The following is a 24,519-nucleotide window of genomic DNA, read 5'->3' on the forward strand; positions in this document are numbered from 1 at the left end:
ATCCGTGTCCCGGCAGGCGCACGGCGACCGGCGGGCCCGCCGAATGCGCCGGAGCGGGCGCCCCGGCGCACCGGCGGGGCCGCCGCGCGATGCCACGATGCGTCGCGGACGACCGGCCACACGACGGAAGGGCGAAACGTGACGCCTCAGGCGACCGGCGGGAACGCCGCGCGGCAACTCCCCCAGCGGCAGCGGAAGAACGCCCCCGAGGACCCGGAAGCGGGTGCGGCGGGCACCGGCGCCGCCACGGCCGTGGCGGACCTGCCGGGCGGGGACCCCGCCGGAGCGGAGGCGGGGGAGGGTACGGCGGCCAGGGATGCCGGTGCCGTTCCCACGGTGGCCCGTACGGCCGCTGCCGGTTCCGCTGACTGCGCCGCGGGAGCGCCCGTTCGCGCCGCGCGAGCCTCCGTACCCGCCGCCGGTCCGGAATCCGCCGCGCGCACCCTCCCGCCGCGGGCCGCACCCGTCCCCGTACCGGCGCCCGCACCCCCGCCGCCGTCCGCAGCCACCAGCCTCACCCCCGCCGGGGCCCCGGCACCCGGGCCCGCCGGACCCGCCCCCGGGCGGCCGGAGGCCGAACTGCTCGTCGCCGCCTCCGTCCTGCTCGCCGACGCCGCCCTCGCCGCCAAGCAGGCCGGCGCCGGACTCACCGGGGCCCTGACCGAGCGGTCCTTCGCGCTGCGCGCCCTGCGCCGGCCCGCCTGGGCTATCGGCGCCGCCCTGTCCTGCGCCCGCGCCCTGACCGGCAGCGGCGGACTCGGCTTCGGGGCCAACGGCGGCGCCCTCGGCGAACTCGCCCGCGTCGCCGGCAACCTCACCTACCGGCGCCCCGCCGCGGTCGCCATGGCCGTGGACGCCTTCGCCCTGCGCATCGAGGCGGCCGCCGTCACCCACCCCAACCTGGACTCCCCCCACGCCCGCCGGCTCACCGCAGCCCTCGTCGCCGGAAACCGCTGGGCGGCCCTGCGCGCCCTGCACGCCCTCGTCGAGCTGCTCGGCGTCACCCGCGCCCTCACCACCATCAGCCCCGTGCTGATGGAACTCCTCGCGCTCACCGGCCTGCTGGACGAGAACCCCGTCAACGACGGCTTCTCCTGGGTGACCCTCGCGGGCGGAGTGCCCACCACGGACCCCTTCCTGGGCCTGCCGAGCTCCGTGCTCAAGTACCTCAACCCCGGACCCGGCCGCGCCGAGCGCGCCGAACCCGACCCGATCCTCGCCAAGATCCTGCGCACCTCCCGCAACGACATCGTCAGCTACATCAACGACATCGCCGCCCTCGGCAACCACGGCCTGGTCCTCTTACGCCGTATCGCCTGCGCCGACGGAGCAGAACGGCACGTCCTCCTCCTCCCCGGCACCAGCTTCGGCCTCCTCAGCAACAGCACCCCGCAGGATCTGGTCGGCGCCTTCGACGGCTGCCTGCGCACCGACACCACCTACACCCGCGCGGCCCGCAAACTCCTCCAGCGGGCGGGCGTACCCGCCGGATCGGAGCTGATGCTCGTCGGGCACAGCCTCGGCGGCCTCACCGCCATGAACCTGGCCGCGGACGCGGACCTGTCCTCCGACTACCGCGTCACCCACGTCATCACCCTCGGCTCCCCGATCGACAACAAGCGGCCCGCCGACCACACCACGAGCGTCGTCAGCCTCGTCAACGAGCACGACGTCATCCCCACCCTCGACGGCCGCGGCCCGGCCTCGCCCCACGACCTCCCCGGCCACTGGGTGGAGCTCTCCTGGCTGGACGAGACGTACGACTACCCGCTCTCGCACGCCCCGCAGGCCTACTCCGACAGCCTGCGCGGCGAACTGGCGGCACACCGCGACCGGGTCAACGCGCTGATCACCCGCTACGACGGCGAGATCACCGGCAACCAGCCGTACATGCTCCGCGACAGGTAGCCGGGCGGCGGGGGCCCGGAGCCGGATTCCCCCCGACCGCCACGGCCCGGCTCCGGGAAACCGGCTCCGGGCCGCCGCGGTCCGGTGCGCGTCCCGGTCTGGACTGGTCTGGTCGGGTCTGGTCCGCGTCCCGGTCCGGTGCGGTCTGGTCCGCGTCCCGGTCCGGTCCCGGTGCGTGGTGATGCCGGCCCGTCCGGTCCGGTTCGTGATGGGCCCGTCGGGGCGATCCGTCGCCCCGTCCCGCGCCGGCCGGTCCCGCGCCGGGTGGTCCCGTGCCAGCCGGTCCCGTTCCGGGCGCGCCCTGCCTGCCTCGGGCGCCCTGCGCGTCCCGCCCGCTCCGTGTGTCCCGCCCGCCCCGCGCGTCCTGTGTCGCCCCGCCCCGCCCCGTACCGCTCCGTCCCAGGAGGACTGCCCGTATGACCACCCCCGCCCCCGCCCGGCCGCTGGAGAACGCCGTGTTCGGCGCGGCCCTGCTCGCCCGCCGGCTCGGCTGGGCCGACGCCCCCGCCCGCGCCCTCGGCATCGAAGCCCTCACCGCCGAGGGGGCCGCGCGCAGCGTCCTCGCCCACCTGCGCGGGCGCCGCGGCGGACCGGTCCGGCTGCGCACGCCCTTCGGGTCCTTCCTCGTCCCCCTCACCCCGTCCGACACCGCCGGGCTGCTCGGCGCGGGCAGCGCGGCAGGGGCGCTCGCACCGGCGGTACGACTGGACACGGCCGGCCGTCGGCACGGCCTTCACCCCCACGCCCCCCTCGGCCCGGCCGGCCCGGCCAGCCCGAGCCGTACGACCGGCCCGACCGGCTCCTCGGCGGCGGACGGCGACCCCTACCCGGTGCCCTCCGCCGCCGCGCTCGCCGCCCCGCTCGCGGAGGAGCTGCGCGCGCTGGCCGCGGAATGCCGGGAGGAGCGCGCCCTCACCTGGGAGCTCTGGCAGCCCGCCCTGCTGCGCGCGGCCCGCCGGGTGGTGCTGGGCGCGGCGGCCGCCGACGACACCCTGCTGACCGAGGTGCTGCACCGGACGGCCGCCCGGGCCGGGACCCCTGACGGCGAGTCCCGCGCGGCGGCGCTGGAGCGCAGGATCACCCCCTACCTCACCGACCCCGATCCCGGTTCGGCGCTCGCGGCCCTGCCCGGGCCGGTGTCCGCAGCCGCGGCCGCCCACCTCCTCGCCGTGACCGGCGAGGCGGCCGCCGCCACGGTCTTCCAGGCGCTGGCCCTGGCCGCCGCCCGGGTGCCGGGGGCGTGCGGGGGACCCGGTGGCGCGGTGGCCGAGGCCCTCGACCGGTTCCCGCCCGTGGCCGCGGCCGTGCACACGGTGCGCACCCCCTTCGCGTGGGGCGCCGTCTCCGTGGGCGCCGGTACGGAGATCCTGGCCGCCCCCGGCTGGCTCCGGGAGCCCGACCACTTCCGGGACCCCGAGGACCTCCGGGACTCCGCGGCCGGCGGCCCGGACGGGGGGCGGACCGGCGGCCCCTCACCCCTGTGCGGGTCACCGACCGGCTGCCCTGCCGCCGCCTTCGCCGTCGGGTTCGCCGAGGAGGTCTTCCGCTTCTTCACGAGCACCGCCCGCCCGGCCCTGCTCGCCCCGGTCCTCGCCCCCGACCGGCCGCCGCTCGCCCTCGACCCGCGCACCGTGCTGCTCGCCCTGCCCGCCCCGGGCCTTGCGCCGCCGCCCGCTCGGGCGGCAACCCCCGGCTCGTACGCGGCGGCCGCGCGGGCCGACGCCGACCGGCTCGACGGGCACGCCCGCGCCCTCGCGGACTGCGCCGCAGACCCCGGCTGGAACGGCAGCGAGACCGGCGAACGCTTCCGGATGCAGCTCCTCCAGCACGCCGACCGGTGCACGCGCGCAGCCACCGAAGTCCGCTCCGCGGCCCGCCGCCTGGGCGACTGACCCGCCCGGCCGCCACCGCTACCGAGCCGGCCCGGTCCGGTCCGGGCCGAGGCGGTCCGGCCGGGCCCGGCCTGGCTCCCGCCGAGCCCGGCTGCCGCCGACACCCCTGCGCCCGGCCGCCGCCGACCCCCGTCCACACCGGGCCCGCGCCCGGCGGCGGGCAGCCGGTCCGTACAAGGGCAGCCTTCGGCGCCCCCGCTCACCCCACCAGCGCGTCCCGCCGCTCCCTTTCCCGCTCGACCAGCCCCTGCATCCGCTCCTGCACCGCGCCGCACAGTTCCCGGGCGGCCGCCGAGCGGGCGCCGTAGCCCGCCGGGCGGGCGGGTGGGAGGACCGGTTCGCCGATGGTGATCAGCCATTTGCCGGGCAGCGGGAAGGGCGAGGTCAGCGGGAAGTACGGGAGGTCCAGTACCTTCGCCAGCGCCGGCACCTCGCCCATCTTCGGCGAGGCCTCCTCCGCCCCGATCACGGCCACCGGCACGACCGGCGCCCCCGTCTGCACGGCGGCCACCGCGAAACCCGGGTTGAACGGGCGCAGCCGGTACCGCTCGCGGAACGGCTTCTCCAGCCCCGAGACCCCCTCCGGGAAGATCGCGACCAGCCCCCCGTCGTCCAGCCGCTCCATCGCCGCCCGCGGCCCGATCGGCAGCGCGCCCTTCCGTGCCGCGTACGGGCCCAGGACGGGCATCCGGAACACGAACGGCGCGGCGAGGATCGGCAGCGGGCGCCGCAGGGACCGGCTCATGGCCTTCTGCAGGACGAACGCGTCCAGCCCCCAGGCCCCGGAATGGTTGGCCACGAGCACCGCCGGACCCTCGGCGGGAATGTTCTCCCAGCCCGTCACGTCCAGTTGGAACCACTCGTCGACCAGCCATTCCAGCAGCCGCTCCCACGCGTTCTCCCCGGCGTCGCCGAGGAGCCGGCGCAGGACGCGCAGCTCGCCCCCCGCCAACGAGAGGACCTCCGCCAAGCTCTGGGTCACGAACGTTTCCCCTTCCGCCGTCCGGATGCGCCGTCAGGTCACAGGCGCCACACGCTTCACTCGGACAACGCCCGTACCCCCGGTCGGATCACGAGAGCCGCCCCGATCCCGCAATCGGCTCTTCGTTCGCCCCTTCCCCGCGGTCCGGGCGGGAAGGCGGCGGGGGTGGCTGGCCGGTGGCCGCGGAGGGCCGAGGGGCTGAATTCGATCACCCATTAGTCATAAATGATCACTATTCAGGAGCGGCCCCGGGCGCCCGCGTGCAGAACTGATCCCATGCATCCCCATCGGCGAGCGAGGTCGGCCGCGGTCCGCACGGCCGCCCGTGCGGCGGCCTGCGCGATCGCGGCGTCCGCGGTCCTCTGCACGGCCCCTGCCGCGGCCCGGGGCCCCGGGGCCCCGGACCCCGTCGGCACCGCGTCCGGCACCCCGTCCGGCCCGGCCGCCCCCTCCGCCTCCGGCGCCCCCTCGCCCGGGCGGGCCCCGCAGCCGTCCGCGAGCCTCCTCCCCGCCCCGGCGGACTCCGGCCCGGCGGAGCAGGCCCCGGCGGAGCCCGCCGCGCCGCAGGACCGTACCGCCCGCGCCGACCTGGCCCTCGCCTCCTCGGTACGCCCCGCCGCGCCCGAGCGCGGGGCCGCGCCGCTGGCGGCACCGGAGACGTACGAGTACGTCCTCACCGCGAAGAACCACGGACCCTCGACGGCCCGTCAGGTCACGGTCACCGACCGGCTCCCGGCCGCCCTGGAGTTCGTCTCCTCGCGCGACGGGTGCGCGCTGAGCGCCGGGCAGGTGGTGTGCGGCCCGCTCGCCGAGCTCGCGGTGGGGCGCACCCACACCTGGGTGATCACCGTACGGCTGGCCCCCGGCTACCGGGGCGAGGGCCACGACATCGTCAACGAGGCCGTGGTCGGCGCCGAGACGGCCGATCCGGACCCGGCCAACAACACCGACACCCAGACCGGCCTGGTGATCCCGCCGAGCGCCCGGCTCGCGGACCTGGCCCTGCGCAAGACGGCCCTCCTCCCGGCCACCGGCGCGCAAGGCGGCACAACGGGCGGCAGGGACGGGTCGCAGAGCGGGAAGGGCGAGGGCAAGGACGGGAAGGACGGCGGAAGCGGCGGCGGCAAGGAGCGGGGCAAGGGCGGCATCGCGGGGGTGCGCCCCGGCGACAAGTTCACGTACGTCATCTCGGTGCTCAACCGGGGTCCCGCCACCGCCCGCGGGATCGTCGTCACCGACCCCCTCCCCGACTCCCTCACCCTCCTCTCCTCGCCCGACGACTGCACCCTGTCCAAGGACCCCGGCCACCCGGTCGTCTGCCCCGCCCGCGACCGGCTGGCCCCGGGGGAGACGGCCGAGTACCGGCTCACGGTCCGCGTGGCCCCCCGCCAGCGCACGGGCACCACCCCGCACGGCACCTGCACCCCGCTGGAGAACATCGCCCGCGTGACCTCCGCGAGCGAGGACCCCGACCTCTCCGACAACGCCAACCCGCCCGGCACCACCGGCCCCGGCGGCGGCCGCCTGTGCCTGCTGCCCGACGCGGGCAGGGAAGGCGACGGCAGCCACGGCGGAGAGAAGGACCAGCACGGTCAAGGCGGGCAGCACGGCCAGGGCGGCCACCACGGCCGCGGCGACCTCGCCGAGAGCGGGGCGGGCGTACCCGGCTGGCTGCCCTGGACCGCGGGTTCGCTGTTCGCGGCGGGCGGCGCCGCCCTCCTGCTCGCCGCGCGAACCCGTTCCCGGGCCAGGGCCCGCTCGCACGGCTGACGGCCCGGCCGCCACCCCCGTACGCACCCGACGAGACGACGACGAGGACCGCACGCCCCATGACTTCGCGCCGGAGCACCCGCTGGTGGCGGGCCGCCCTCCCCCTGCTGTGCACCGCCCTCCTGACGGCCCCGCTCGCCGCCCCGTCCCAGGCCTCCCCGGACCCCTCCCCGGCCCGCCTCGCCGCCCCCCGCGCCCTGGCCTTCCCCGTCAAGGAGCCCTTCGACAGCTCCACCAACCTCGGCACCGCCTACGGCAACGCGAGCTACCCCACCGGCGGCGGCTGGCTGCGCCTGACCTCCGCGAGCGCGAACCAGGCCGGCACCTGGAAGATGAAGGACTCCTTCTCCTCCAGCCTCGGGATCATCGCCGAGTTCGGGTACGCGGCCTACGGGGGCACTGCTTTCGAGGGCAAGCGCGGCGACGGCCTGTCCTTCTACCTCACCGACGGCAGCGCCGCCGACTCCGTCGGCCCCTCCGGCGGCAGCCTCGGCTACGCCTGCTCCGGCGCCGCCTCCCGCTGCCTGACCAGCGGCGTACCGGGCGCCTACCTCGGCGTGGGCCTCGACACCTTCGGCAACTTCTCCTCCGCCGGCGTGGGCAACGGCGGCCCCGGCGCCCAGCCCCAGAAGATCGTGGTCCGCGGCGGCGGCAGCGGGACGACCGGCTACCGCTACGCCACCGCGGCCGACGGGCCCGGCTCGACCGTCGAGACCGGCAGCCGCGACAAGACCCGCCGGATCCGGATCTCCCTGCTGCCGAGCGGCACCAGGATGCTGCTGTCGGTCTGGTCGGACAGCGGCCCCGGCACCACCATGAACCAGCTGGTCACCGACTACGACGTCAAGACCATCACCGGCCAGCCCGCGCTGCCCGCCACCCTCAAGGTCGGCTTCTCCGCCGGTACCGGCGGGGCCACCAACATCCACGAGATCGACGACCTCCAGATCAACGTGCCCGCCGACCTCAGCATCACCAAGTCCGGCTCCCCGACGACCGTCCCCGCGGGCGGCGGACCCGTGACGTACACCCTCACCGTCTCCAACAGCGAGGCCAACGAGGTCACGGGAGCCACCGTCCGCGACACCGTCCCCGGGCTCACCGGGGTGACCTGGACCTGCACGGCGAACACCGGCGGCACCTGCGGCAAGAGCTCCGGCAGCGGCAGCACCATCGAGACCACCGCCGACTTCAAACGCGGCGGCTCCGTCACCTACACCGTCACCGGCACCGCCCCCGCCCAGCCCACCTCCCTGCGCAACACCGCGACCGTCACCGCCCCGGCCGACCGCACGGACACCAACCCGGCCGACAACTCCGCCACCGCCGCGGACATCACGGTCACCGCCCGCGCCGACATCGCCGCCGAGAAGACGGCCCTGGGCACCGGACCCGTCGCCCCCGGCGAGGAGTTCGACTACCGGATCACCGCCCGCAACCTGGGCCCCTCCCACACCAGCATCGTGCTGATGTCGGACACCCTGCCCGCCCCGCTGGCCTTCGTGTCCTCGCCCGACGGCTGCACGGCCACCGACCAGAAGCTGTCCTGCCCCGCCCGGGGCCCCCTCAACGCCGGTACGAGCACCTCGTGGACGGTACGGGTGCGGCTGGACCCCGGATACCAGGGCGACGGCACGGACCTGGGCAACACGGCCTCCGTACGCAATCCCGTCCCCGACCCGCAGCCGGACAACAACACCGCCGGGCCCGCCGGACCGCCCGGCGGACTCGCGCCGGCGCGCGCCGACCTCGCCCTGACCAAAACGGCCCAGGACCGCGCGCCCGTCGTGCCCGGCCAGAGCTTCACGTACACGGTGACCGTCCGCAACGCCGGACCGTCCACGGCCCGGCAGGTCTCGGTCACCGACCCGCTGCCCCCCGAACTGTCCTTCGTGTCCGGCGCCGAGGGCTGCACCGCCGCCGGGCGGGACGGGCGGGAGGTCACCTGCGGCACCGAGGCGGCCCTCGCCGTCGGGGCGAGCCGCTCGTGGACCTTCACCGTCCTGCTCGACCCCGCGTACGCCGCCGACGGCACCGCCCTGCGCAACACCGCCACCGCCCGCGCTGCCACCGCCGACCCGAAGCCCGCCGACAACACCGCCACGGCGGGCCCCCCGGGCGGCCGGGTCGGCCCCCCGACAGCCGATGTGGAACTCGCCAAGCAGGCCTCGGCCGGCTGACGGCACCCGGTCCCGACACCCCGAAACCCGCACCCACCCCCTCCCCACCGCACGAAACGGAACGATGCGCGATGAGAACGACTCCAGGCCGGTGGCCGGCGGTCGGGGCCCTGGCCCCGCTGCTGTGCACGGCTGCCCTGTGGGCCTCCCCGGCGCAGGCGGCCGCCGTCCCCGCCGCGGCCCCCGCGGCCGTCTCCCGGACCGGCGGCACGGTGGAGGTGACGCTCGCGCCGGACGCGGCCCGGGCCCCGGGTGAGCCGATCACGTACACCCTCACCGCCCGCAACAAGGGCCCGTCGGTGGCCCGGAACGTCACCGCCACCGACAAGCTGCCGGCCGGCATGACCTTCGTACGCTCCTCCGACGGCTGCACCGCCGTCGAGCAGACCGTCACCTGCGGGCCCGAGCCGCAGCTCGCGGTCGGCCAGAGCAAGAGCTGGCACTTCCAGGCCCTGCTGAGCCCCTCCTACCAGGGCGACGGCTCCGACCTGGGCAACAGCGCCACCGGCACCTCGGACGCCACCGACCCCGACCCCGGCAACAACAAGCCGGACCCGGTGCTGCCCCCCGGCCCCTTCGACCCGGTGTCCGACCTGGCCACCGTCAAGACCCCGCTCGGGTCCGGGCCCACCGTCCCCGGCCAGGAGTACGAGTACGAGGTCCGCACGGTCAACAAGGGCCCGTCCGACGCGCGCAACGTCACCGTCACCGACACCCTGCCCGACCCGCTGACCTTCGTCTCCTCCGCCGACCCGTGCACCGCGTCCGGCCGCAAGGTCACCTGCGGCCCGCAGGCCCGCCTCGTACCCGGCGGCGAGGTCGTGTGGACCTTCAAGGTCAAGCTGGACCCGGCCTACTCCGGCGACGGCTCCGACCTGCGCAACACGGCCACCTCCAGCTCCGCCTCCAAGGACCCCGAGCCCGCCGACAACACCTCGCAGCCGGTGCTCCCGCCGGGCGGGGTGACGGTCCCGCAGGCCGACGTGTGGGCCGCGAAGCGCACCGCCGACGACACGGTGATCGCCCCCGGCCAGACCTTCGAGTACGTGGTCACCGCCACCAACGACGGCCCCTCCCGGGCCGTGGACACCACCGTCACGGACAAGCTCCCCGCCCAGCTCGCCTTCGTGTCCTCGCGCGACGGCTGCACCGCCGCCGACGGCACGGTCAGCTGCGGGCCGGTGGCCGTGCTCGACCCGGGCGCCTCCCGGACCTGGCGGTTCACCGTACGGCTGGACAGCAACTACACCGGCGACGGCTCCGACATCCGCAACACCGCCACCGCCACCTCGACGACCAAGGACCCCAGGCCCGAGAACAACACCAGCAGCCCCGCGGGCCTGCCGGGCAGCAAGGTCAACAAGCCGACCGCGGACCTCGCCGTCACCAAGGAGGCCGTGGGCACCACCCCGCCGGTGCCGGGCCAGAACTTCGACTACCGCATCCGCATCACCAACAACGGCCCCTCCGCGGACGCCTTCAACGTCAAGCTCACCGACAACCTCCCCGAGGGCCTGTCGTACGTGGCCTCCTCGCCCGCCGGCTGCACCGTCGCCGGACACCTGGTGTCCTGCCGCCGCACCGCGCCCCTCAAGGTCGGCGAGACCGTCGAGTACCTGCTGACCGTCAAGGTCGACCCGGCGTACAAGGGGGACGGCAGCGACCTCAAGAACACCGCCGAGGTCACGGCCGACAACATCGACCCCGCGAGCGAGAACGACAAGAACACCGCGACCGTCCCCGGCGGGCACGTCGCCGAACCGGCCGCCGACCTCGCCCTCACGAAGAAGCCCGTGCAGACCGCGCCCGTGGCCCCCGGCGAGACCTTCGACTACTCCCTCACCGTGGTCAACAACGGCCCCTCCCAGGCCGACCAGGTCACCGTCACCGACACCCTGCCGACCGCGCTGACCTTCGTATCCGGCGACCCGACCTGCACCTCGGGCCGCACGGTCACCTGCGGCCCGCTGCCCCGCCTGGCCCCCGGCGCCTCCATGACCTGGGTCATCAAGGTCAAACTGGACCCGGCCTACACCGGCGACGGCTCCGACATCCGCAACACCGCCACCGTGTCCTCGCTGACCGCCGACCCGCGCCCCGCCAACAACACGAGCGCGGCCGCCGGCCCGCCGGGAGGCACGGTCAAGGACCCGACGGCGGACTTGGAGGTCGGCAAGACCACCCCGTAGCCGCCCACGCGGGCGGGACCGCCCCCGACCAGGCCGGCCGCCGGAGCCCGAGCTCCGGCGGCCGGCCGCTTCACCACCGCCCGTACGCCGCGAAGGCGCTGGAGCCGCCCGATCCGGCGAACAGGAGCCGCCCCCAAGTACCCTGTGCCGGGCCGTACTTGTGCGGGGCCTCCCGGTGCCCGTGCAGGCGGGTGGTGGGGAACTCGGGGGAGTGGGGGAGCAGGCATGTGGGGACGGGGCACGGTGCTCGGGGACCGGTACGCGCTCGGTGAGCGGGTCGGCGGCGGGGGGATGGGCGAGGTCTGGAGCGCCGACGACCGGGTGCTCGGGCGCCGGGTCGCGGTGAAGGTCCTGCTGCCCGCCCTCCTCGACGCCCCGGGATTCGCCGCCCGCTTCCGCCGCGAGGCCACCGTCCTCGCCTCGCTCAGCCACCCCGGCATCGTGGACGTCCACGACTACGGCGAGACCGTGCTGCCCTCCGGCGAACGGGTCGCGTACATCGTCATGGAGTTCGTCGAGGGCCGCACCCTCGGCGAGCTGCGCACCCGTACCGGCCCGCTGCCGCCCGCGCAGGCCCTCGACATCGCGGCCCAGGCCCTCGACGCCCTGCACACCGCGCACCTGGGCGGGGTCACCCACCGCGACATCAAGCCCTCGAACCTGATGGTGGCCGAGGACGGCCGGGTGACCGTCACCGACTTCGGCATCGCCCGCTCCAGCGCGGCCGCCACCAGCATCACCGACTCCCGCGCCATCCTCGGCACGGCCCTGTACATGGCCCCCGAGCAGGCGGAGGGCCACGGCGCCGTCACCGCCTCCGACCTCTACGCCATGGGCGTGGTCTGCTACGAACTCCTCACCGGGGAGCCGCCGTTCACCGGCGACTCGGTGATCGAGATCGCGCTGAAGCACGTACGGGACCCCGCCCCCGCCCTCCCCGCCGGATTCCCCGGACCGGTACGGGAGTTCGTCGCCCGCGCCCTGGCGAAGGACCCCGGGGAGCGGTACGCCGACGCCTCGGTCATGGCCGCCGCGGCCCGCCGGGCGGCGTCCGGCCGCGACCTGCTGGACGAGCCCGGGGCGGGGGCACAGGCACGGGGCGGTGCGGGTGCGGGGGTGGAGGCGGATGCAGGTGGCGCGGGTGGTGCCGGGGGAGCCGCGGCCGGTCCGGTCGTGGTCATGAGCCCGGGACAGGTGCCGGGGGAGGGGCAGGGGCTGCCCGGGTCGGGTGGCTCCGGGCCCGCTGCCGTACCCGCACCTGAGCCCGCCGCCGTCCCCGTCGCTGAGCCCGCCGCCGTCCCCGCCGCGCCGGGCCGGTGGCGGCGGCTGCGGGGGCGGATACCGAAGGGGGCCCTCGTCCCCGTCGCCGTGTCCGTCTCCGTCACGGTGTCGGTGACCGTCACGGTCACCGTCCTCCAGGTCGCGCCCTGGGCCAAGGACGCCGACGCACAGGGGGCGGGGGCGCAGCCGCCGGCCTCGGTGGCTCCGCTGACCCCCGGCGGCGCGGCGCCCCCCGCCACCGCCCCGACCGGCGGCACCGCAGCCGTTTCCCCCGGCTCGTCCACCTCACCCGGCTCTTCCGTCCCGCCCGCCGCGCAGAACCCCGCCGGCGGCCAGGACGGGGGTACGGGCTCCGCCCCCGGCGGCCCCGGGGGCGGAGCCGGCAGTTCCGGCGCCTCGGGCGGAGCGACCGCCGGCCCGGCGCCGAGCAGCTCACCCGCCGAACCCCCGGGCGACGGCGGCAGCCCCTCCGGCGGCGCGGGCGGCGGCTCCGGACCCGCCGCCGGGCCGCCGAAGGGCTGCGGCGGAGCCGTCTGGGGCGCGATCACGAACGTGGGGGACGGCCTCAAGGTCGGCCTCGGCTCCACGAGCCGGGACCCGGGCACCAAGGTGGTCATGGGCGGCACCACCGCCTTCGGCTGGGTGTACGAGCGCGGCAGCTACGAGTCCTTCCGCGTCTGCTCGGCGGGCGGCGAACCCCTCGCCCGCGCCCTCACGCACTTCGGCGACACGACGCGCGTCGAACTCGGCGGCGCGGGCGGCGGCCTGTGGTGGAACCTGGAGCGGGTCGCGTCCTCGAAGGCGTACTACATCAAGGACATCGCCTTCCAGGGCGGCTGCCTCACCGCCAACGGCGCCGGCCGCCAACTGACCGTCGTGCCCTGCGAGTCCGGCAACAGGGCCCAGCAGTGGCGGATCCCGTAGCCGGGGCCGCAGCGCCGGGCAGCCGCCGCCCGCGGGGCCGGGCGGCGATCGTTTTCCGTCTTCTTTCGGTATTCCGCACCCATCCGTGGCTGCGCTCAATAGCTTGGGCCCACAGCACAGAACAGCGGAACAAGGGAGTGGACAGCATGGCGAACGTGGAAGTCTCCTTGAAGGAGGCCATGACCTCGATCGAGGGCACCCTGGGGGTCGCGCTGGTGGACTACACCAGCGGGATGGCCCTCGGCACCCTCGGCGGCGGCAAGGACCTCGACTTGTCCGTGGCCGCGGCCGGCAACACCGACGTGATCAGGGCCAAGGTCCGCACGATGGAGATGCTCGGCATGCGGGACGACATCGAGGACCTGCTGATCACCCTCGGCACCCAGTACCACCTGATCCGGCTGCTGCGCGGCAGCACCGGAGCGGGCCTGTTCCTGTACCTCGTCCTGGACAAGGAGCGGTCCAACCTGGCCATGGCCCGCCACCAGCTGCGGCGCATCGAGTCCTCGCTGGAGGTCTGACGGCGGTTCGCACGGGGCCGCGCATGCCCATGAATTGAAGAATTCTTCAATTCGGCAGATCCAAATCTGGCCAACTGCGGGCATGCGTGGTCCGGCGGGACGCGACGATGGGGGAAAGACCGAGGACCGGCCCGGCGTACGCCCGGTCCCGGTCGCGACCCGGCAGACAGCAGGAGCACACGTGGGCATGCAGGTACCGCTGTACCAGGCCAAGGCGGAGTTCTTCCGCATGCTCGGGCACCCGGTCCGCATCCGGGTCCTGGAGCTGCTGCAGGCCGGTCCCATGCCCGTGCGCGACCTCCTCGCCGAGATCGACGTCGAGGCCTCGAACCTCTCCCAGCAGCTCGCCGTCCTCCGCCGCTCGGGCATCGTGGTCTCCACCCGCGAGGGCTCCACGGTCAGCTACGCCCTCGCCGGCGGCGACGTGGCCGACCTGCTGCGCGCGGCCCGCCGCATCCTGACCGAGATGCTGGCCGGCCGCACCGAGCTGCTCGCCGAGCTCCGGCAGTCCGACGCCCCCGAGGACCACCACCACCCGTACCCGGTGGACCCCCCGGCCCCGGCGGCCGGAGCCGCCCCGGTCCCGGCCAGAGCCGCCGCGGTCCCGGCGCACAGGATCCCCTGAGGCCGCGCCGCGTACGCGCCGGGTCAGGCCCGGCCGGCCACCTCCGCCAGCGCGTCCCTGACCTCCTGGACCACGCGGGCCGCGTCCTCGGGGTTGTTCACGACGTCGGTGTTGTTCATGTCCACGACCAGGACCTCGCTGGCCGAGTAGTGCTTGTGCACCCAGTCGTCGTAGCCGGACCACAGGGTCCGGTAGTACTCGACCAGGCCCTCGTCCTGCTCGAAGTCCCGGCCGCGCAGGCCGATGCGGTGCAGCACCGTCTCGAAGTCCGCCTTCAGGTAGACCATCAGGTCGGGCGCCTTGCGGTACGGAAGGCCGTCGATCTCGCGCATCATCTCGTCGAGCAGGCCCTCGTACACCTGCATCTCCAGGGAGCTGATGCGGCCCAGGTCGTGGTTGACCTTGGCGAAGTACCAGTCCTCGTAGATGGAGCGGTCGAGGACGTTGTCGCCCTTCTTGTACGCCTCCTTGATCGAGGCGAACCGCGTCTGCAGGAAGTACAGCTGGAGCAGGAAGGGGTAGCGCTTGGCCTGGATCTCCTCGGGGCTCGCCGTGTAGAAGAGCGGGAGGATGGGGTTGTCGTCCACGCTCTCGTAGAAGACCTCGCTGCCCAGCTCCGCGGCGATCAGCTCGGCCACGCTCGTCTTGCCGATGCCGATCATGCCTCCGACGCAGATCACTGGCATACCTCTCTTCTCCCTGGGGGTCTTCTGTTCGTGTGCGGGTCTGCCGGGCATCCCGCACACGAAGACGCACGCCGGTGGTCGGGCGACTCCCCGGGATCTCCATGATCAGCGTCCTGCGGTCGCGGCCGGACCGGGGTCCCCGCACGCGCCGCTCTTCTCCCGAGCGGCGGCCCGTGCGGCCGGTGGCCGGCCGTTGCGCAGTCTCGGCCGGGAGCGGTGCTCCGCTGCTCGTCACAGCGTCCGCAGCCCCTCCGGCCGACAAGAATCCTAAATGACGATGCACCCTCCGCCGCCCGGGCCGGGCGGCGCACACCCGCCCGGCCCGGACCGCACCTCAGCGGCGTTTCGCGCGCAGCAGCTCCAGGGCCTCCGCCGTCCGCGCGAAGAAGGCCGCGCAGGCCGCCGCACTGCACGGCACCTCCGGGTTCCAGGCCTCGACGGGTGCCCGGTCCGCGAGGGCGCGCCAGCCCGCCGCCCCCGCGAGATCGTGCGGCTGCGCGGCACTGGCCCGGCAGTCGGCCAGGACGAGATCGGGGCCGAGCGCGGCCGCCTCCTCCCAGCCCGCCGAGGCCCAGTTCACCCCGCCGCCCGCGGGCGGCTCGACGAACCGCACCCCGAGCTCCGCCAGCCGGTGCAGGTCCGGCCAGGTGGCGGGCCGGGCCAGGTACGCCAGGTCCGGCCCGGCCGGGGACAGCGCCAGCACCCGCAGCGGCTCCGCCCCGGCCGCCGCCGCCCGCACGGCGGCCTCGGCCCCGGCCAGCACACCGGAGCGGGAGCCGGTACCGGTACGGGGGCCCGCATCCGCATCCGGATCCCCACCCGTACCCGTACGGACACCAGGGTCCGCGTCCCCACCCGCGCCCGGCTCCCCGGCGCCCAGTGCGGCGGCGAGCCCCGCGAACCGGTCGAGGATCGAGGCGAGCGGCTGCCCGCCGCCGACGGACAGCGCCACCACCGGTACGCCGAGCCGCTCCGCCGCGCCCTCCGGCAGCGCGTACGGCCGCGCGCCGTCGTACGTCACGTCCACGACCAGATCCGGCCGCGCACCGCGCAGCACCTCCTCCGCCAGGGCCTCCCCGGCCCCGGCGTACGGGATCCCGGCGGCGGCGAGCCCGCCCGCCTTGGCCGGGTCCAGCCCGGCCCCGTCGTGCCCCGACCCGTAGACCGCGACCGGGCGCACGCCCAGGTCCCACAGTGCGGCCCCCGCCCTCACATAGGCCGCCACCCGCAGCGGCCCGCGGCCCGCCACCGTCGCGCCGACACCCCGGTCGTCCGTGAACCGCCATGCTCCAGCAGCTGTCATAAGACCCGCCCCCTCGCCAGGCTCCAGGCTCTCCGGACCCCGTCCGGATTTCCGCCCCCACCTTGAATCCGCGGCGCGGCCCGCGCAAGGGCCCCTCCCCCTCCCCGTCTTCGGCGCGGAGGCACGCGGCGAAGACGATCTCGCCGAGCTCCAGGCCCCCGGCCAGCCGCCCGGCACCGAGGCACGGCACGCGGCCTCGTACAGGTCGACCAGGTCAGCCGCATCCCGGGCCCGGAGAACGTGCCGGCGTCGGCCAGGGCGACGAGCGCCGTACCCATCCATCCCCCGGACCAGGTCCTCGAAGTGCAGCCCCTACCCATAGCTCTCTTCGCAGCTCACGATAGGTTTACGGTCGTTAGCCGAGCCGCCGGCCAGGGCGGAGCGGCCCGTTCACGGGGGTGTGCGTTGTTTCCTGGGGGAGAGACGTTCGGGGTGGTCTTCGGTTCGCTGGGGGCCCTCTTCGCGTGCGTCGGCGTCGTGATGATCGTCGTCATGGGACTCAGGCTGGCCGAGCGCCGGCGGACCCTGCGGGAGGGGCTGCTCGCCGAGGGCCGCTGCCTGGAGACCTTCATGGTCCACCGCAGTTCCTCGGACGGTCGCAGCGAGAGCAGCCGCTACCAGATCGTGGGCTTCGAGACCGCCGACGGCCGCGAGGTCCGGGCCCGCATGGCCGCGGGGCGGCTCAGCGTGGTGGGGGACTTCGTACCGGTGCGCTACCTGCCGGGGCGCCCCGAGCGGGCCGTGCCGGCGGACGCCTCGCCCGGCCCGGCGCCGGCGGACGGCCTGGCCGTCGTGGCGCTGGTGGTCTTCACCTGCGTCGGAGTCTTCTTCGCCGCCTCGGGATTCGGAGCGGCCGGCTCCGTCACCCCGGACTTCCCGGACGAGCCGGGCTGGACCGTCCCCGCCGGGGAGTTTCCCGCCGGGGAGTTTCCCACCGGACCGTAGCCCGCCCGGGGCCGGGCGGGCTCACGCGTCCCGGTGGGCCGCGGGGCCACCGGCGCCGCGGCCCCGCTCCCCGCCTCCCGGCCCGGCCGCGACGGCCCGGTGCACCCACCACGCGACGGTGTACAGCGCCACCGCCGCGAGGGCGGCCGCGCCCGCGCCCTTGGCCGCGTCCGACAGCAGGCCCTCCGCGACCTGCCCGCCGGACAGCCCCTCGGCGGCGCCGTACCAGCGCAGGGCGTTGGCCGTACCGCCGGCCGCGACGAGGAGCGCACCGCAGCCCAGCGCCGTACGCCGCAGCCGGGTGCCGCCGGCCGGGGCCGTGTGTGCCGTCCGTGCCGTCCGCCGCGTCCGCGCAGAGCCGCCGCGGCGCCGCCAGAAGTGGACGGCGAGGGCCGCCAGCCCGGCCGCCGTGCTCAGGTGCTGGAGCACCCGGGCCCAGGTCAGGCTGCCCACCGCCGTGGCGCCGAGCCAGGACACCTGCGAGACGACGTACCCGTCCCCGTGCGTGAAGGAGTCCCATACGAGATGGGTCGCCGCCCCGAGCACCAGCGAGACGAGCACCCACCAGACCCGGACCGCCCGCGTCCCCGTACGGCCCTGCGCGCCCGCACCGTCCCGCCCGTCCGGTGCGGACACCCCCGGGAAGGCCGCCGCCAGCGGCCGGCGGGCCGCGCACCACAAGGCGAACAGGGCGAGTCCGTACGGCAGGTCGACGGTGAGGACACCGAGGGGGGAGTGGGAGGTCGTCGCGTTCAGGAACGGCTCGTACCAGGACTGCGCCGTGACCGTCAGGGGGAGGGCGCTGCCCGCGAAGTACGGCAGGTCGGGCGCGAGCGCGCCGGCGGTGAGGGCGGCCGCGTTGAACGGCCGGCGCATCAGGGGGAGGACCGCGGCGGGGTGGGACAGGGTGAACGGCATGGCTCGCTGGGGCTCGCTTCTCGCTCAGGCGACCGGGCGCTGTACTTCGTGGGGCGTGCGTCGCAGCACAGCATATGCCGGTCACCTGACTATCGGAAGTCGATGATGCCGCCGGTCTGTCCGTGCACGGGTACGGGTACGTCGTACCGGACCGCACCCCGGCCGCAGCACCCGGACCCCCGCAGCCCCCGAACCCCCGCCCCGCCGCGCCCGTGTCAGCCGCGCCCCGCCCGGAGCCGGACGGACAGCATCCGGGCCGCTGCCGCGGCGGGGAGGGCCAGGGCGAAGGCCGCGGCCGCGACGGCGGGCCGGCCCGCGACCGCGGCGGCATGGGCGAGCGGCAGCGGGCAGGCCAGGGCCAGAGCCGCCAACCCGGGTGCGCCGGAGTCCCGCTGACGCAGGGCGAGGACGGCGGCCGTCAGGGCGGTGACGCAGGCGGGCCAGAGGCCGTAGTCGGTGGTGACGGCGGGCAGGGAGTGCGTGTACACGGCCGTCAGCGGCAGCCACAGCGCCGCCGCCATGATCCGCGCCGCGGCCGCGGTCCGGGACCCGCGGGCCGGCCTCAGGTCCGGCGGGCAGGCGAGGACGACCAGGGCCGTCAGCAGGCAGGCCGCGGGGGTGACCACCGGGTCCGCGAAGGCCGGTCCGCTGGCCGCGGCGGACACCCCGTACCCCACCAGCCCCGCCGCCGCGGCCCGCGCGCCCCACCGCCACCACCCCGACAGCGCTGCGACCGCGGCGCAGCACACCAGGAGCGCGCACAGCAGCAGCCCCGCCCAGGCGTCCGCCTCCAGCGGCCACGGCCCGGGGGACGAGGCCCATCCCACCCACCAGCGCGTCGCGTACAGCCCGCACACGGCCGCCGCGGCGCCCAGCGCGAGCGGTGCCGCGGCGGCCGCGGTCCGCCCGCCCCGCGAGGCGGAGGTCAGCCCCAACCGGACCCGCACCGCGTGGGCGGCGATATCGGCCCCCTCCCGCACCCGCTCGGCCAGCGGCGCCCCCGCCGTCGCCTCCTCGTACCCCTGCCGGATCTCCTCGCCGAACTCCCGCCGGTAGCGGCCGGGGTAGAGCGCCAGCACCCGTTCGATCACAACCCGTTCCCCCGTCGCGCCGCACACGTAGTCGTACCGGCAACATAGGTCGACCACCGCCCCGGGCAAAACCCGCAGCGACCGGCTGGGGGAGGGCGCACATGGACGGCGGCACGGACGGCGGGGGCCCGGAAGCCGCCGTCCCCCTCGAACCCTCCGCATCCGAAGCGCACGTACGGGCCTGCCCGGACCGCTACTTCGGGGTCGGCCGCGACCACCCCGCCCTCCCCACCGAGGTGCTCCAGCGGGTCGTGCGGGACGCCCTGCACCACGCCGACGGCAGGCACGGGTGGGTCGGTGTGGAGATCGCCGCCGACCTCGTCCTCACGGTGGAGGACGACCGCCCGCGCAGCACCGACCCGCAGGGCGCGCCGTGAAATCCATACGCACCGCCGCGGAATCCGCGGCGTGGCCGGGTGGCGGCGCCGTCCGGCCGCCCTCGACCAGAAGAACATCTAAAACAAGCCATCCCAGGGGGTGTTCTTCCGGCCAGGCCCGGCGTAGCGTGATCACACCACCAAGAGGGGGCCGGCCGGCGCCCCCACCCGCTCTCCCCTGTGCCGGCCACTGAAGGGTCCGCCGCCCGCCCCCGCGCGGCGGGCCCTTCGCCTTTCCGCAGCGCCGTCAGCCCGTCAGCCCGTTCGTCCTCCCGTCCGTTCGTCCGTCGGAAGGTCAGGGACCCGGCGGCCGACCGGTACGTACGACCGGCTGCTCGCCGTGCGGGCCGAAGAGGTGCAGGATCTCCACCGCCCCCGGTCCCGCCGGACCGGACCAGTGGGGCTCGGCCGTGTCGAACTCCGCCACCCCGCCCGGCCGCAGGACGCTCTCCCGCTCGCCCAGGATCAGCCGGAGCTCACCGGCGAGCACGTACAGCCACTCGTACCCGGCAGGGGTGACCAGCCGCGGTTCCCGGTGCGCCAGCACCTGCTTGAAGCAACCGGTCCGGGTACTGCGTGAGCGGGACGACCACGCTCCCGCGCTCCCGCGGCGGGGGGCGAGGTGGACCCGCGGATCGCCGGTGGCCGGAGCGGCCACGAGCTGGTCCAGGGCGACGCGGTGGAGGCGGGCGAGGGGGATGAGCAGTTCGAGGGCGGGGCGGCGCAGGCCCGATTGCAGACGGGACAGCTTGCTCACGGAGATGCCGGTGTCCGCGGCCACCGCCTCCAGCGTCAGCCCGCGCCCGCGCCGCAGCTCGCGCAGGCGGGGGCCGATGCCGGCGAGGAGCTCCGCGAGCTCCTCGTCCGTGCCTGCATCCGCGTGGCGGCCTGCCGCCGTCCCGCGCCGGGGTCGCGGGCGCCATCACCTCCACGGCCCGCCAGGTGGGCGCCGCCCTCGGTGCGGCCCTGGCCGGCGGCCTCCTGGCGGACGCCGCCCCCGCCGGGCTGGCCGCTGCCGCCAGACCGGGCTCGCTCGTGGTCGCCGCCTGCGGCCTCACCCTCCTCCTGACCGCCCGGACCTCCCCCCGACCGCACCCCCGGCCGAACCCCGGCAAGCCGAACCCCGCCTGACCGGCAGCCGCCGTACCGCCCTCAGCAGCCCCGCGGCCGGGCCCGCGCCCTCACCCCGCTCCCCCGGCAGCGGGCCCGGACGCCGTCGCGGGTCCGAAGGCCGTGGCGCCCCCGTCCTCCTGTACGGACTCCACGCCCGGCATCGACCGCAGGGCCGCGACCTGGGCGGGGGTGAGGCGGGCGGAGAAGCCGTGCAGGACGGTGTGGAAGACGTGCTCCGGGGTGGCGCCCACGCGGGCGGCCACGGCGGCCGGGTCGAGGTCCCGGTGCACGGTGACGATGTACGCGGGGCTGTCCGGCCGGTCGGTGGCTGAGCGGGCCGAGTCCAGGGCCGAACCGGCCGCGGACGCCGGGGGCGGCTGCGCCGGTGCGGCTGCTGCCCCGGCCGGGCCGGCGGCCGCACACAGGGAGAACGCGGCGGCTGCGCACACCAGTGCAGCGGCGGCAGCAGAGAAGGGGGAGGCGGCGGGGGCGGCCGGGGCCGGTGTGTCGTGGGGCATGGGGGGAGGCCACCACGTGCCGCACGGCCCGTCAACGACGTACGGGGGTGAGGCGGGAGCACGCCCGCCCCGCCCGCCGCGCGCCCCCTGAGACGGCGGCAGACCATACGGGTGGAATCGGGCCGCCCCGTCCGGCCGTACGGGACGCGGCGCAGGCCCCGCCGCCCGGGAGGCGAATCCTTTCCGCGGTCCGCCGCGCCCGCCGCACCGGCGGGCCCGCGGGCCGATCCGCCGGGCGGGGGCCGCGGTTCAAGCAGGGCCGCCGGGGCGCCCGATGCAAGGGAGGGCCGTACGCGTCGGGTTCCGTCCCGCGCCGGCGGCCTGCTCCGCACCACCCGACCCTCCCTCCCCAGGAGCCTTTCCGTGCACCTGCTCGCCCGTCTTGCCGCAGCCACCCTCCTCACGGTCACCCCGGTCGCCGCCGGCACGGCTGCCGCCGACACCCCCGAGCCGCCGCCCGCCCCGCTGCACACCTCGGCGAACGCCATCCCCGGCAGCTACATCGTCACGCTCGCCGACTCCGCCGACCCCGGCCGCGTCGCCCGCTCCGCGGACGTCAAGCCGAAGTTCACGTACGGGGCCACGCTCAACGGCTTCGCCGCCACCCTCACCGAGAAGCAGCTCAAGGCCGTTCGCCACGCCCACGGGGTGCTGTCCGTGACCCAGGACGCGCAGGTCACCGGCCCGCCGGCGCCCGCGAGCGGGATCGCGACCAAGGCGCCCGCCGCCTCCTGGGGGCTGGACCGGATCGACCAGCGGCTGCTGCCGCTCGACAACGCCTTCAGCCCGAACACCAGCGGGCAGGGCGTGACGGCGTACATCCTCGACAGCGGGATCGACTACGCGCACCCCGAGTTCGGCGGCCGCGCCACCTTCGGCTTCGACGCCATCGGCGACGGCCGGAACGGCCAGGACTGCCACGGCCACGGGACGCACGTCGCGGGCACGGTCGGCGGGACGAACACCGGCGTGGCGCACAAGGTGAGCCTCGTCAGCGTCCGCGTGCTCGGCTGCGACAACCGGGGCTCCTGGGCCGGGATCATCGCGGGCCTGGACTGGGTGGCCGCCAACGCCCGCCAGCCCGCCGTCCTGAACGCCTCCGTAGGCGGCGACCGCTTCGAGCCGGTGAACACCGCCACCGCCGCGCTGTACGACCGCGGGGTGCTGCCGGTGGTCGCGGCGGGCAACGAGAACCGGGACGCCCGCCTCGTCTCGCCCGCCTCCACCCCCAACGCCGTGACCGTCGGCGCGACCAACCGCTTCGACCAGGAGACCGACTTCTCCAACTGGGGCACGCTGCTCGACCTCTACGCCCCCGGCCAGGACATCATCTCCGCCCGCCTGGGCGGCGGCACGATCGCCCTGGACGGCACCTCCATGGCCGCCCCGCACGTCGCCGGCACGGCCGCCCTCTACAAGGCCGCCCACCCCAACGCCCGCCCGGCCGAGGTCGCGAACTTCCTGCGCAACGAGGCCACCGAGGACGTGGTCCAGAACCTCAGCGACAACGGCCCCGACAAGCTCCTCTTCACCAGCGGCCTCTGACCGCCCCGCCCCCCCTGCCCCGCCCCTTGCCGCGGCACCCGGTCCGGTCCGGTCCGGTCCGACCGATCCGACCGGACCGGTCCGCGGCGATCGGGCGGGGCCCGGGCCTCCCCTGCCAGGGTGGGAGCCGAAAGGAGGCGGCCCCATGATCTCGGCACTCAACCGGCTGGTCGACCTCGTCGAGGAGGACCTCGCCGGGGAACCCGACGTCACCGCCCTGGCAACCGCGCTCGGCACCACCGGGTACCACCTGCGGCGGATGTTCTCGTCCCTCGCGGGCATGCCGCTCTCGGAGTACGTGCGGCGACGGCGGATGACCGTCGCCGCCGCCGAGGTGGTCCGCGGCGAGCGGGACCTGCTCGGCATCGCGGTCCGGCACGGGTACGGGTCCACGGAGGCGTTCGGCAGGGCGTTCCGGGCGGTCCACGGGGCCGGACCCGGTGACGTGCGCCGCGACGGGGGCCCCTTGCGCACACAGACCCGGCTCAGGTTCCGCCTGACCGTCGAAGGGAGCACCCCCATGGACACCCGACTCGTCAACCGGCCCGCGTTCCGCCTGGTCGGCCACGCCGCCCGCGTCCCGCTCGTCCACGAAGGAGTCAACCCGCACATCCAGCAGCACATCGCCGCCCTGCCGCCCGGGGAGCACCAGCGCCTCAAGGACCTCGGCGCCGCCGCCGCACCCGGGGGCGCCGCGCCCGCGGGCCTGCTCCAGGTCAGCGACGACCTCGACCCCGACGCTGCGGAGGGCAGCGAGCTGACGTACCTCCACGGCGTGGCCGTGGACCCCGGTGCGCCCGCCCCGGCCGACCTCGACGCCATCGAGGTCCCTGAGGGCACGTGGGCGGTCTTCCGCACCAGCGGCCCCCACCCGCAGACCCTCCAGACCACCTGGGCGGCCACCGCCACGGACTGGTTCCCCTCGAACCCGTGGCGCCTGCGCCCGGGCCCCTCGATAGTCGCCGTCCTCGACCGCACCCCGGACTTCACCACGGCCACCTGCGAACTCTGGCTCCCGGTAGAACCCTCCTGACCCACCCCCACCCCCCTCCCGGCCGCCCGCCCACCACCGGGCGGCCGCCCGCACGAGTGCACCCTCCTTGGGGGTGATGGCGTAACCGCCACTTTCGAAGTAGTTTCAAACTCATGGCAGGTACCGAGCATGCAGCCGTGAACTTCTCCGAGCTGGTGAACAAGAACAAGCAGACGCTGGCGCGCCTGAAGGAGTCGCCACGACTGCTCCTGCACCGCAGGGACGGCGAGGACCTGGTCCTCACCACTGCGGCGCGTGCCGAGCAGGACCAGACCGTCGTCTCGGCGGCCACCCGGATGCTGGCCGCGATGGCGCGCCGTGAGCCCGGCAGCACCGAACTGCTCCTCGGCATACTGCCGGACGCCTTCCCGTGGGTCCGGTTCCTGCCCGAGCCGGACCTCCACGCCTTCGCCGTCGAACTCGTCGACACCATGAGGGCCGCCGACTCCTTCGGCAACAGTGCCTCCGTGGCCCAGCTGCTCATCGCCTGGCAGCACACGGCCGAGGTCTACTCCGACCCGGATCTGCTGGCCGCCCTGACGCATGACCACGGCGAGGACTACGGACAGGTACCCGACCCCCGGACCCTCGCATGACCGCGGGCCGCGGCGACCGCGCTGCACCACCTGCTCCCGAAGGTCATTGGGAGGTCCGTTTCGCGGACGCGGCCGCAGCCAAGGGGTGGGACAGCCTCGCGCAGCAGGTGCGGGAGAACACC

21 protein-coding genes are annotated in these 24,519 nt (G+C 75.8%); 14 read left to right on the forward strand and 7 right to left on the reverse strand.

The features are described 5' to 3' along the window. The first annotated feature begins 138 nt into the window (after positions 1-138). Together ACZ7JZ_RS18695 and ACZ7JZ_RS18700 are read left to right on the forward strand one after the other, a co-directional pair. Positions 139-1,908 carry a lipase family protein gene (locus ACZ7JZ_RS18695; RefSeq protein WP_470940330.1) on the forward strand — a complete coding sequence of 590 codons (1,770 nt, stop codon included), beginning with the start codon at positions 139-141 and terminating at the stop codon, positions 1,906-1,908. 416 nt (positions 1,909-2,324) lie between these two features. Then, on the forward strand, positions 2,325-3,800 hold the full coding sequence (locus ACZ7JZ_RS18700) for a cytochrome P450 family protein (RefSeq protein ID WP_470940333.1): 1,476 nt from the start codon (positions 2,325-2,327) through the stop codon (positions 3,798-3,800). A gap of 199 nt (positions 3,801-3,999) precedes the next feature. On the opposite strand, the gene ACZ7JZ_RS18705 is transcribed toward ACZ7JZ_RS18700, so the two are convergent. Next, positions 4,000-4,782 carry a lysophospholipid acyltransferase family protein gene (locus ACZ7JZ_RS18705; protein WP_470940336.1) on the reverse strand — a complete coding sequence of 261 codons (783 nt, stop codon included), beginning with the start codon at positions 4,780-4,782 and terminating at the stop codon, positions 4,000-4,002. A gap of 276 nt (positions 4,783-5,058) precedes the next feature. On the opposite strand from ACZ7JZ_RS18705, the gene ACZ7JZ_RS18710 reads away from it, so the two are divergent. The 6 genes from ACZ7JZ_RS18710 (at position 5,059) to ACZ7JZ_RS18735 (ending at position 14,272) form a co-directional block, all read left to right on the forward strand. Then, positions 5,059-6,552 carry a DUF11 domain-containing protein gene (locus ACZ7JZ_RS18710; RefSeq protein WP_470940339.1) on the forward strand — a complete coding sequence of 498 codons (1,494 nt, stop codon included), beginning with the start codon at positions 5,059-5,061 and terminating at the stop codon, positions 6,550-6,552. A gap of 59 nt (positions 6,553-6,611) precedes the next feature. Then, the gene (locus tag ACZ7JZ_RS18715; protein ID WP_470940342.1) at positions 6,612-8,732 is read left to right on the forward strand and encodes a hypothetical protein; all 2,121 of its coding nucleotides are present in this window, start codon (positions 6,612-6,614) and stop codon (positions 8,730-8,732) included. A 71-nt stretch (positions 8,733-8,803) separates the two neighbouring features. After that, positions 8,804-10,921 (forward strand): DUF11 domain-containing protein, encoded by a 2,118-nt coding sequence (locus ACZ7JZ_RS18720; RefSeq protein WP_470940345.1) that lies wholly within the window; start codon positions 8,804-8,806, stop codon positions 10,919-10,921. 225 nt (positions 10,922-11,146) lie between these two features. Beyond that, positions 11,147-13,126, forward strand: coding sequence for a protein kinase domain-containing protein (locus ACZ7JZ_RS18725; RefSeq protein WP_470940348.1), 1,980 nt, complete (start codon positions 11,147-11,149; stop codon positions 13,124-13,126). A gap of 146 nt (positions 13,127-13,272) precedes the next feature. Then, positions 13,273-13,647 carry a hypothetical protein gene (locus ACZ7JZ_RS18730; RefSeq protein ID WP_470940351.1) on the forward strand — a complete coding sequence of 125 codons (375 nt, stop codon included), beginning with the start codon at positions 13,273-13,275 and terminating at the stop codon, positions 13,645-13,647. A 187-nt stretch (positions 13,648-13,834) separates the two neighbouring features. Then, a complete protein-coding gene (locus tag ACZ7JZ_RS18735; protein WP_470940661.1) occupies positions 13,835-14,272 on the forward strand; it encodes an ArsR/SmtB family transcription factor in 438 nt (145 codons plus the stop codon). A gap of 23 nt (positions 14,273-14,295) precedes the next feature. On the opposite strand, the gene ACZ7JZ_RS18740 is transcribed toward ACZ7JZ_RS18735, so the two are convergent. After that, complete coding sequence (locus ACZ7JZ_RS18740; RefSeq protein WP_470940354.1) at positions 14,296-14,958, reverse strand: deoxynucleoside kinase; 663 nt, start codon at positions 14,956-14,958, stop codon at positions 14,296-14,298. A gap of 334 nt (positions 14,959-15,292) precedes the next feature. Beyond that, positions 15,293-16,261 carry an ABC transporter substrate-binding protein gene (locus ACZ7JZ_RS18745; protein ID WP_470940357.1) on the reverse strand — a complete coding sequence of 323 codons (969 nt, stop codon included), beginning with the start codon at positions 16,259-16,261 and terminating at the stop codon, positions 15,293-15,295. A gap of 432 nt (positions 16,262-16,693) precedes the next feature. Between ACZ7JZ_RS18745 and ACZ7JZ_RS18750 the strand changes: the two genes are divergently transcribed. Then, the gene (locus ACZ7JZ_RS18750) at positions 16,694-17,206 is read left to right on the forward strand and encodes a hypothetical protein (protein WP_470940360.1); all 513 of its coding nucleotides are present in this window, start codon (positions 16,694-16,696) and stop codon (positions 17,204-17,206) included. A gap of 21 nt (positions 17,207-17,227) precedes the next feature. On the opposite strand, the gene ACZ7JZ_RS18755 is transcribed toward ACZ7JZ_RS18750, so the two are convergent. Then, positions 17,228-18,124: a DUF4184 family protein gene (locus ACZ7JZ_RS18755; RefSeq protein ID WP_470940363.1), complete on the reverse strand. Its 897-nt coding sequence runs from the start codon at positions 18,122-18,124 to the stop codon at positions 17,228-17,230. Positions 18,125-18,339: 215 nt separating this feature from the next. Then, positions 18,340-19,215 carry a hypothetical protein gene (locus ACZ7JZ_RS18760; RefSeq protein ID WP_470940366.1) on the reverse strand — a complete coding sequence of 292 codons (876 nt, stop codon included), beginning with the start codon at positions 19,213-19,215 and terminating at the stop codon, positions 18,340-18,342. A 101-nt stretch (positions 19,216-19,316) separates the two neighbouring features. On the opposite strand from ACZ7JZ_RS18760, the gene ACZ7JZ_RS18765 reads away from it, so the two are divergent. Beyond that, positions 19,317-19,592 carry a hypothetical protein gene (locus ACZ7JZ_RS18765; RefSeq protein WP_470940370.1) on the forward strand — a complete coding sequence of 92 codons (276 nt, stop codon included), beginning with the start codon at positions 19,317-19,319 and terminating at the stop codon, positions 19,590-19,592. 295 nt (positions 19,593-19,887) lie between these two features. Here the strand turns inward: ACZ7JZ_RS18765 and ACZ7JZ_RS18770 are convergent, their stop codons facing one another. Next, positions 19,888-20,373 (reverse strand): helix-turn-helix domain-containing protein, encoded by a 486-nt coding sequence (locus ACZ7JZ_RS18770; protein ID WP_470940373.1) that lies wholly within the window; start codon positions 20,371-20,373, stop codon positions 19,888-19,890. Between the two features lie 161 nt (positions 20,374-20,534). On the opposite strand from ACZ7JZ_RS18770, the gene ACZ7JZ_RS18775 reads away from it, so the two are divergent. Beyond that, positions 20,535-20,723 carry a hypothetical protein gene (locus ACZ7JZ_RS18775; RefSeq protein WP_470940376.1) on the forward strand — a complete coding sequence of 63 codons (189 nt, stop codon included), beginning with the start codon at positions 20,535-20,537 and terminating at the stop codon, positions 20,721-20,723. 50 nt (positions 20,724-20,773) lie between these two features. On the opposite strand, the gene ACZ7JZ_RS18780 is transcribed toward ACZ7JZ_RS18775, so the two are convergent. Then, entirely contained in the window at positions 20,774-21,223 is a 450-nt protein-coding gene (locus tag ACZ7JZ_RS18780; RefSeq protein WP_470940379.1) for a protease inhibitor I9 family protein, read from the reverse strand. 363 nt (positions 21,224-21,586) lie between these two features. Between ACZ7JZ_RS18780 and ACZ7JZ_RS18785 the strand changes: the two genes are divergently transcribed. The 3 genes from ACZ7JZ_RS18785 (at position 21,587) to ACZ7JZ_RS18795 (ending at position 24,397) form a co-directional block, all read left to right on the forward strand. After that, entirely contained in the window at positions 21,587-22,768 is a 1,182-nt protein-coding gene (locus ACZ7JZ_RS18785; RefSeq protein WP_470940382.1) for a S8 family peptidase, read from the forward strand. A 145-nt stretch (positions 22,769-22,913) separates the two neighbouring features. Next, positions 22,914-23,801 carry an AraC family transcriptional regulator gene (locus tag ACZ7JZ_RS18790; RefSeq protein ID WP_470940385.1) on the forward strand — a complete coding sequence of 296 codons (888 nt, stop codon included), beginning with the start codon at positions 22,914-22,916 and terminating at the stop codon, positions 23,799-23,801. A gap of 113 nt (positions 23,802-23,914) precedes the next feature. Then, positions 23,915-24,397: a hypothetical protein gene (locus tag ACZ7JZ_RS18795; RefSeq protein WP_470940388.1), complete on the forward strand. Its 483-nt coding sequence runs from the start codon at positions 23,915-23,917 to the stop codon at positions 24,395-24,397. Positions 24,398-24,519 lie beyond the last annotated feature (122 nt).

The sequence above is a fragment of the Streptomyces sp. NPDC038213 genome (genome assembly GCF_055600495.1).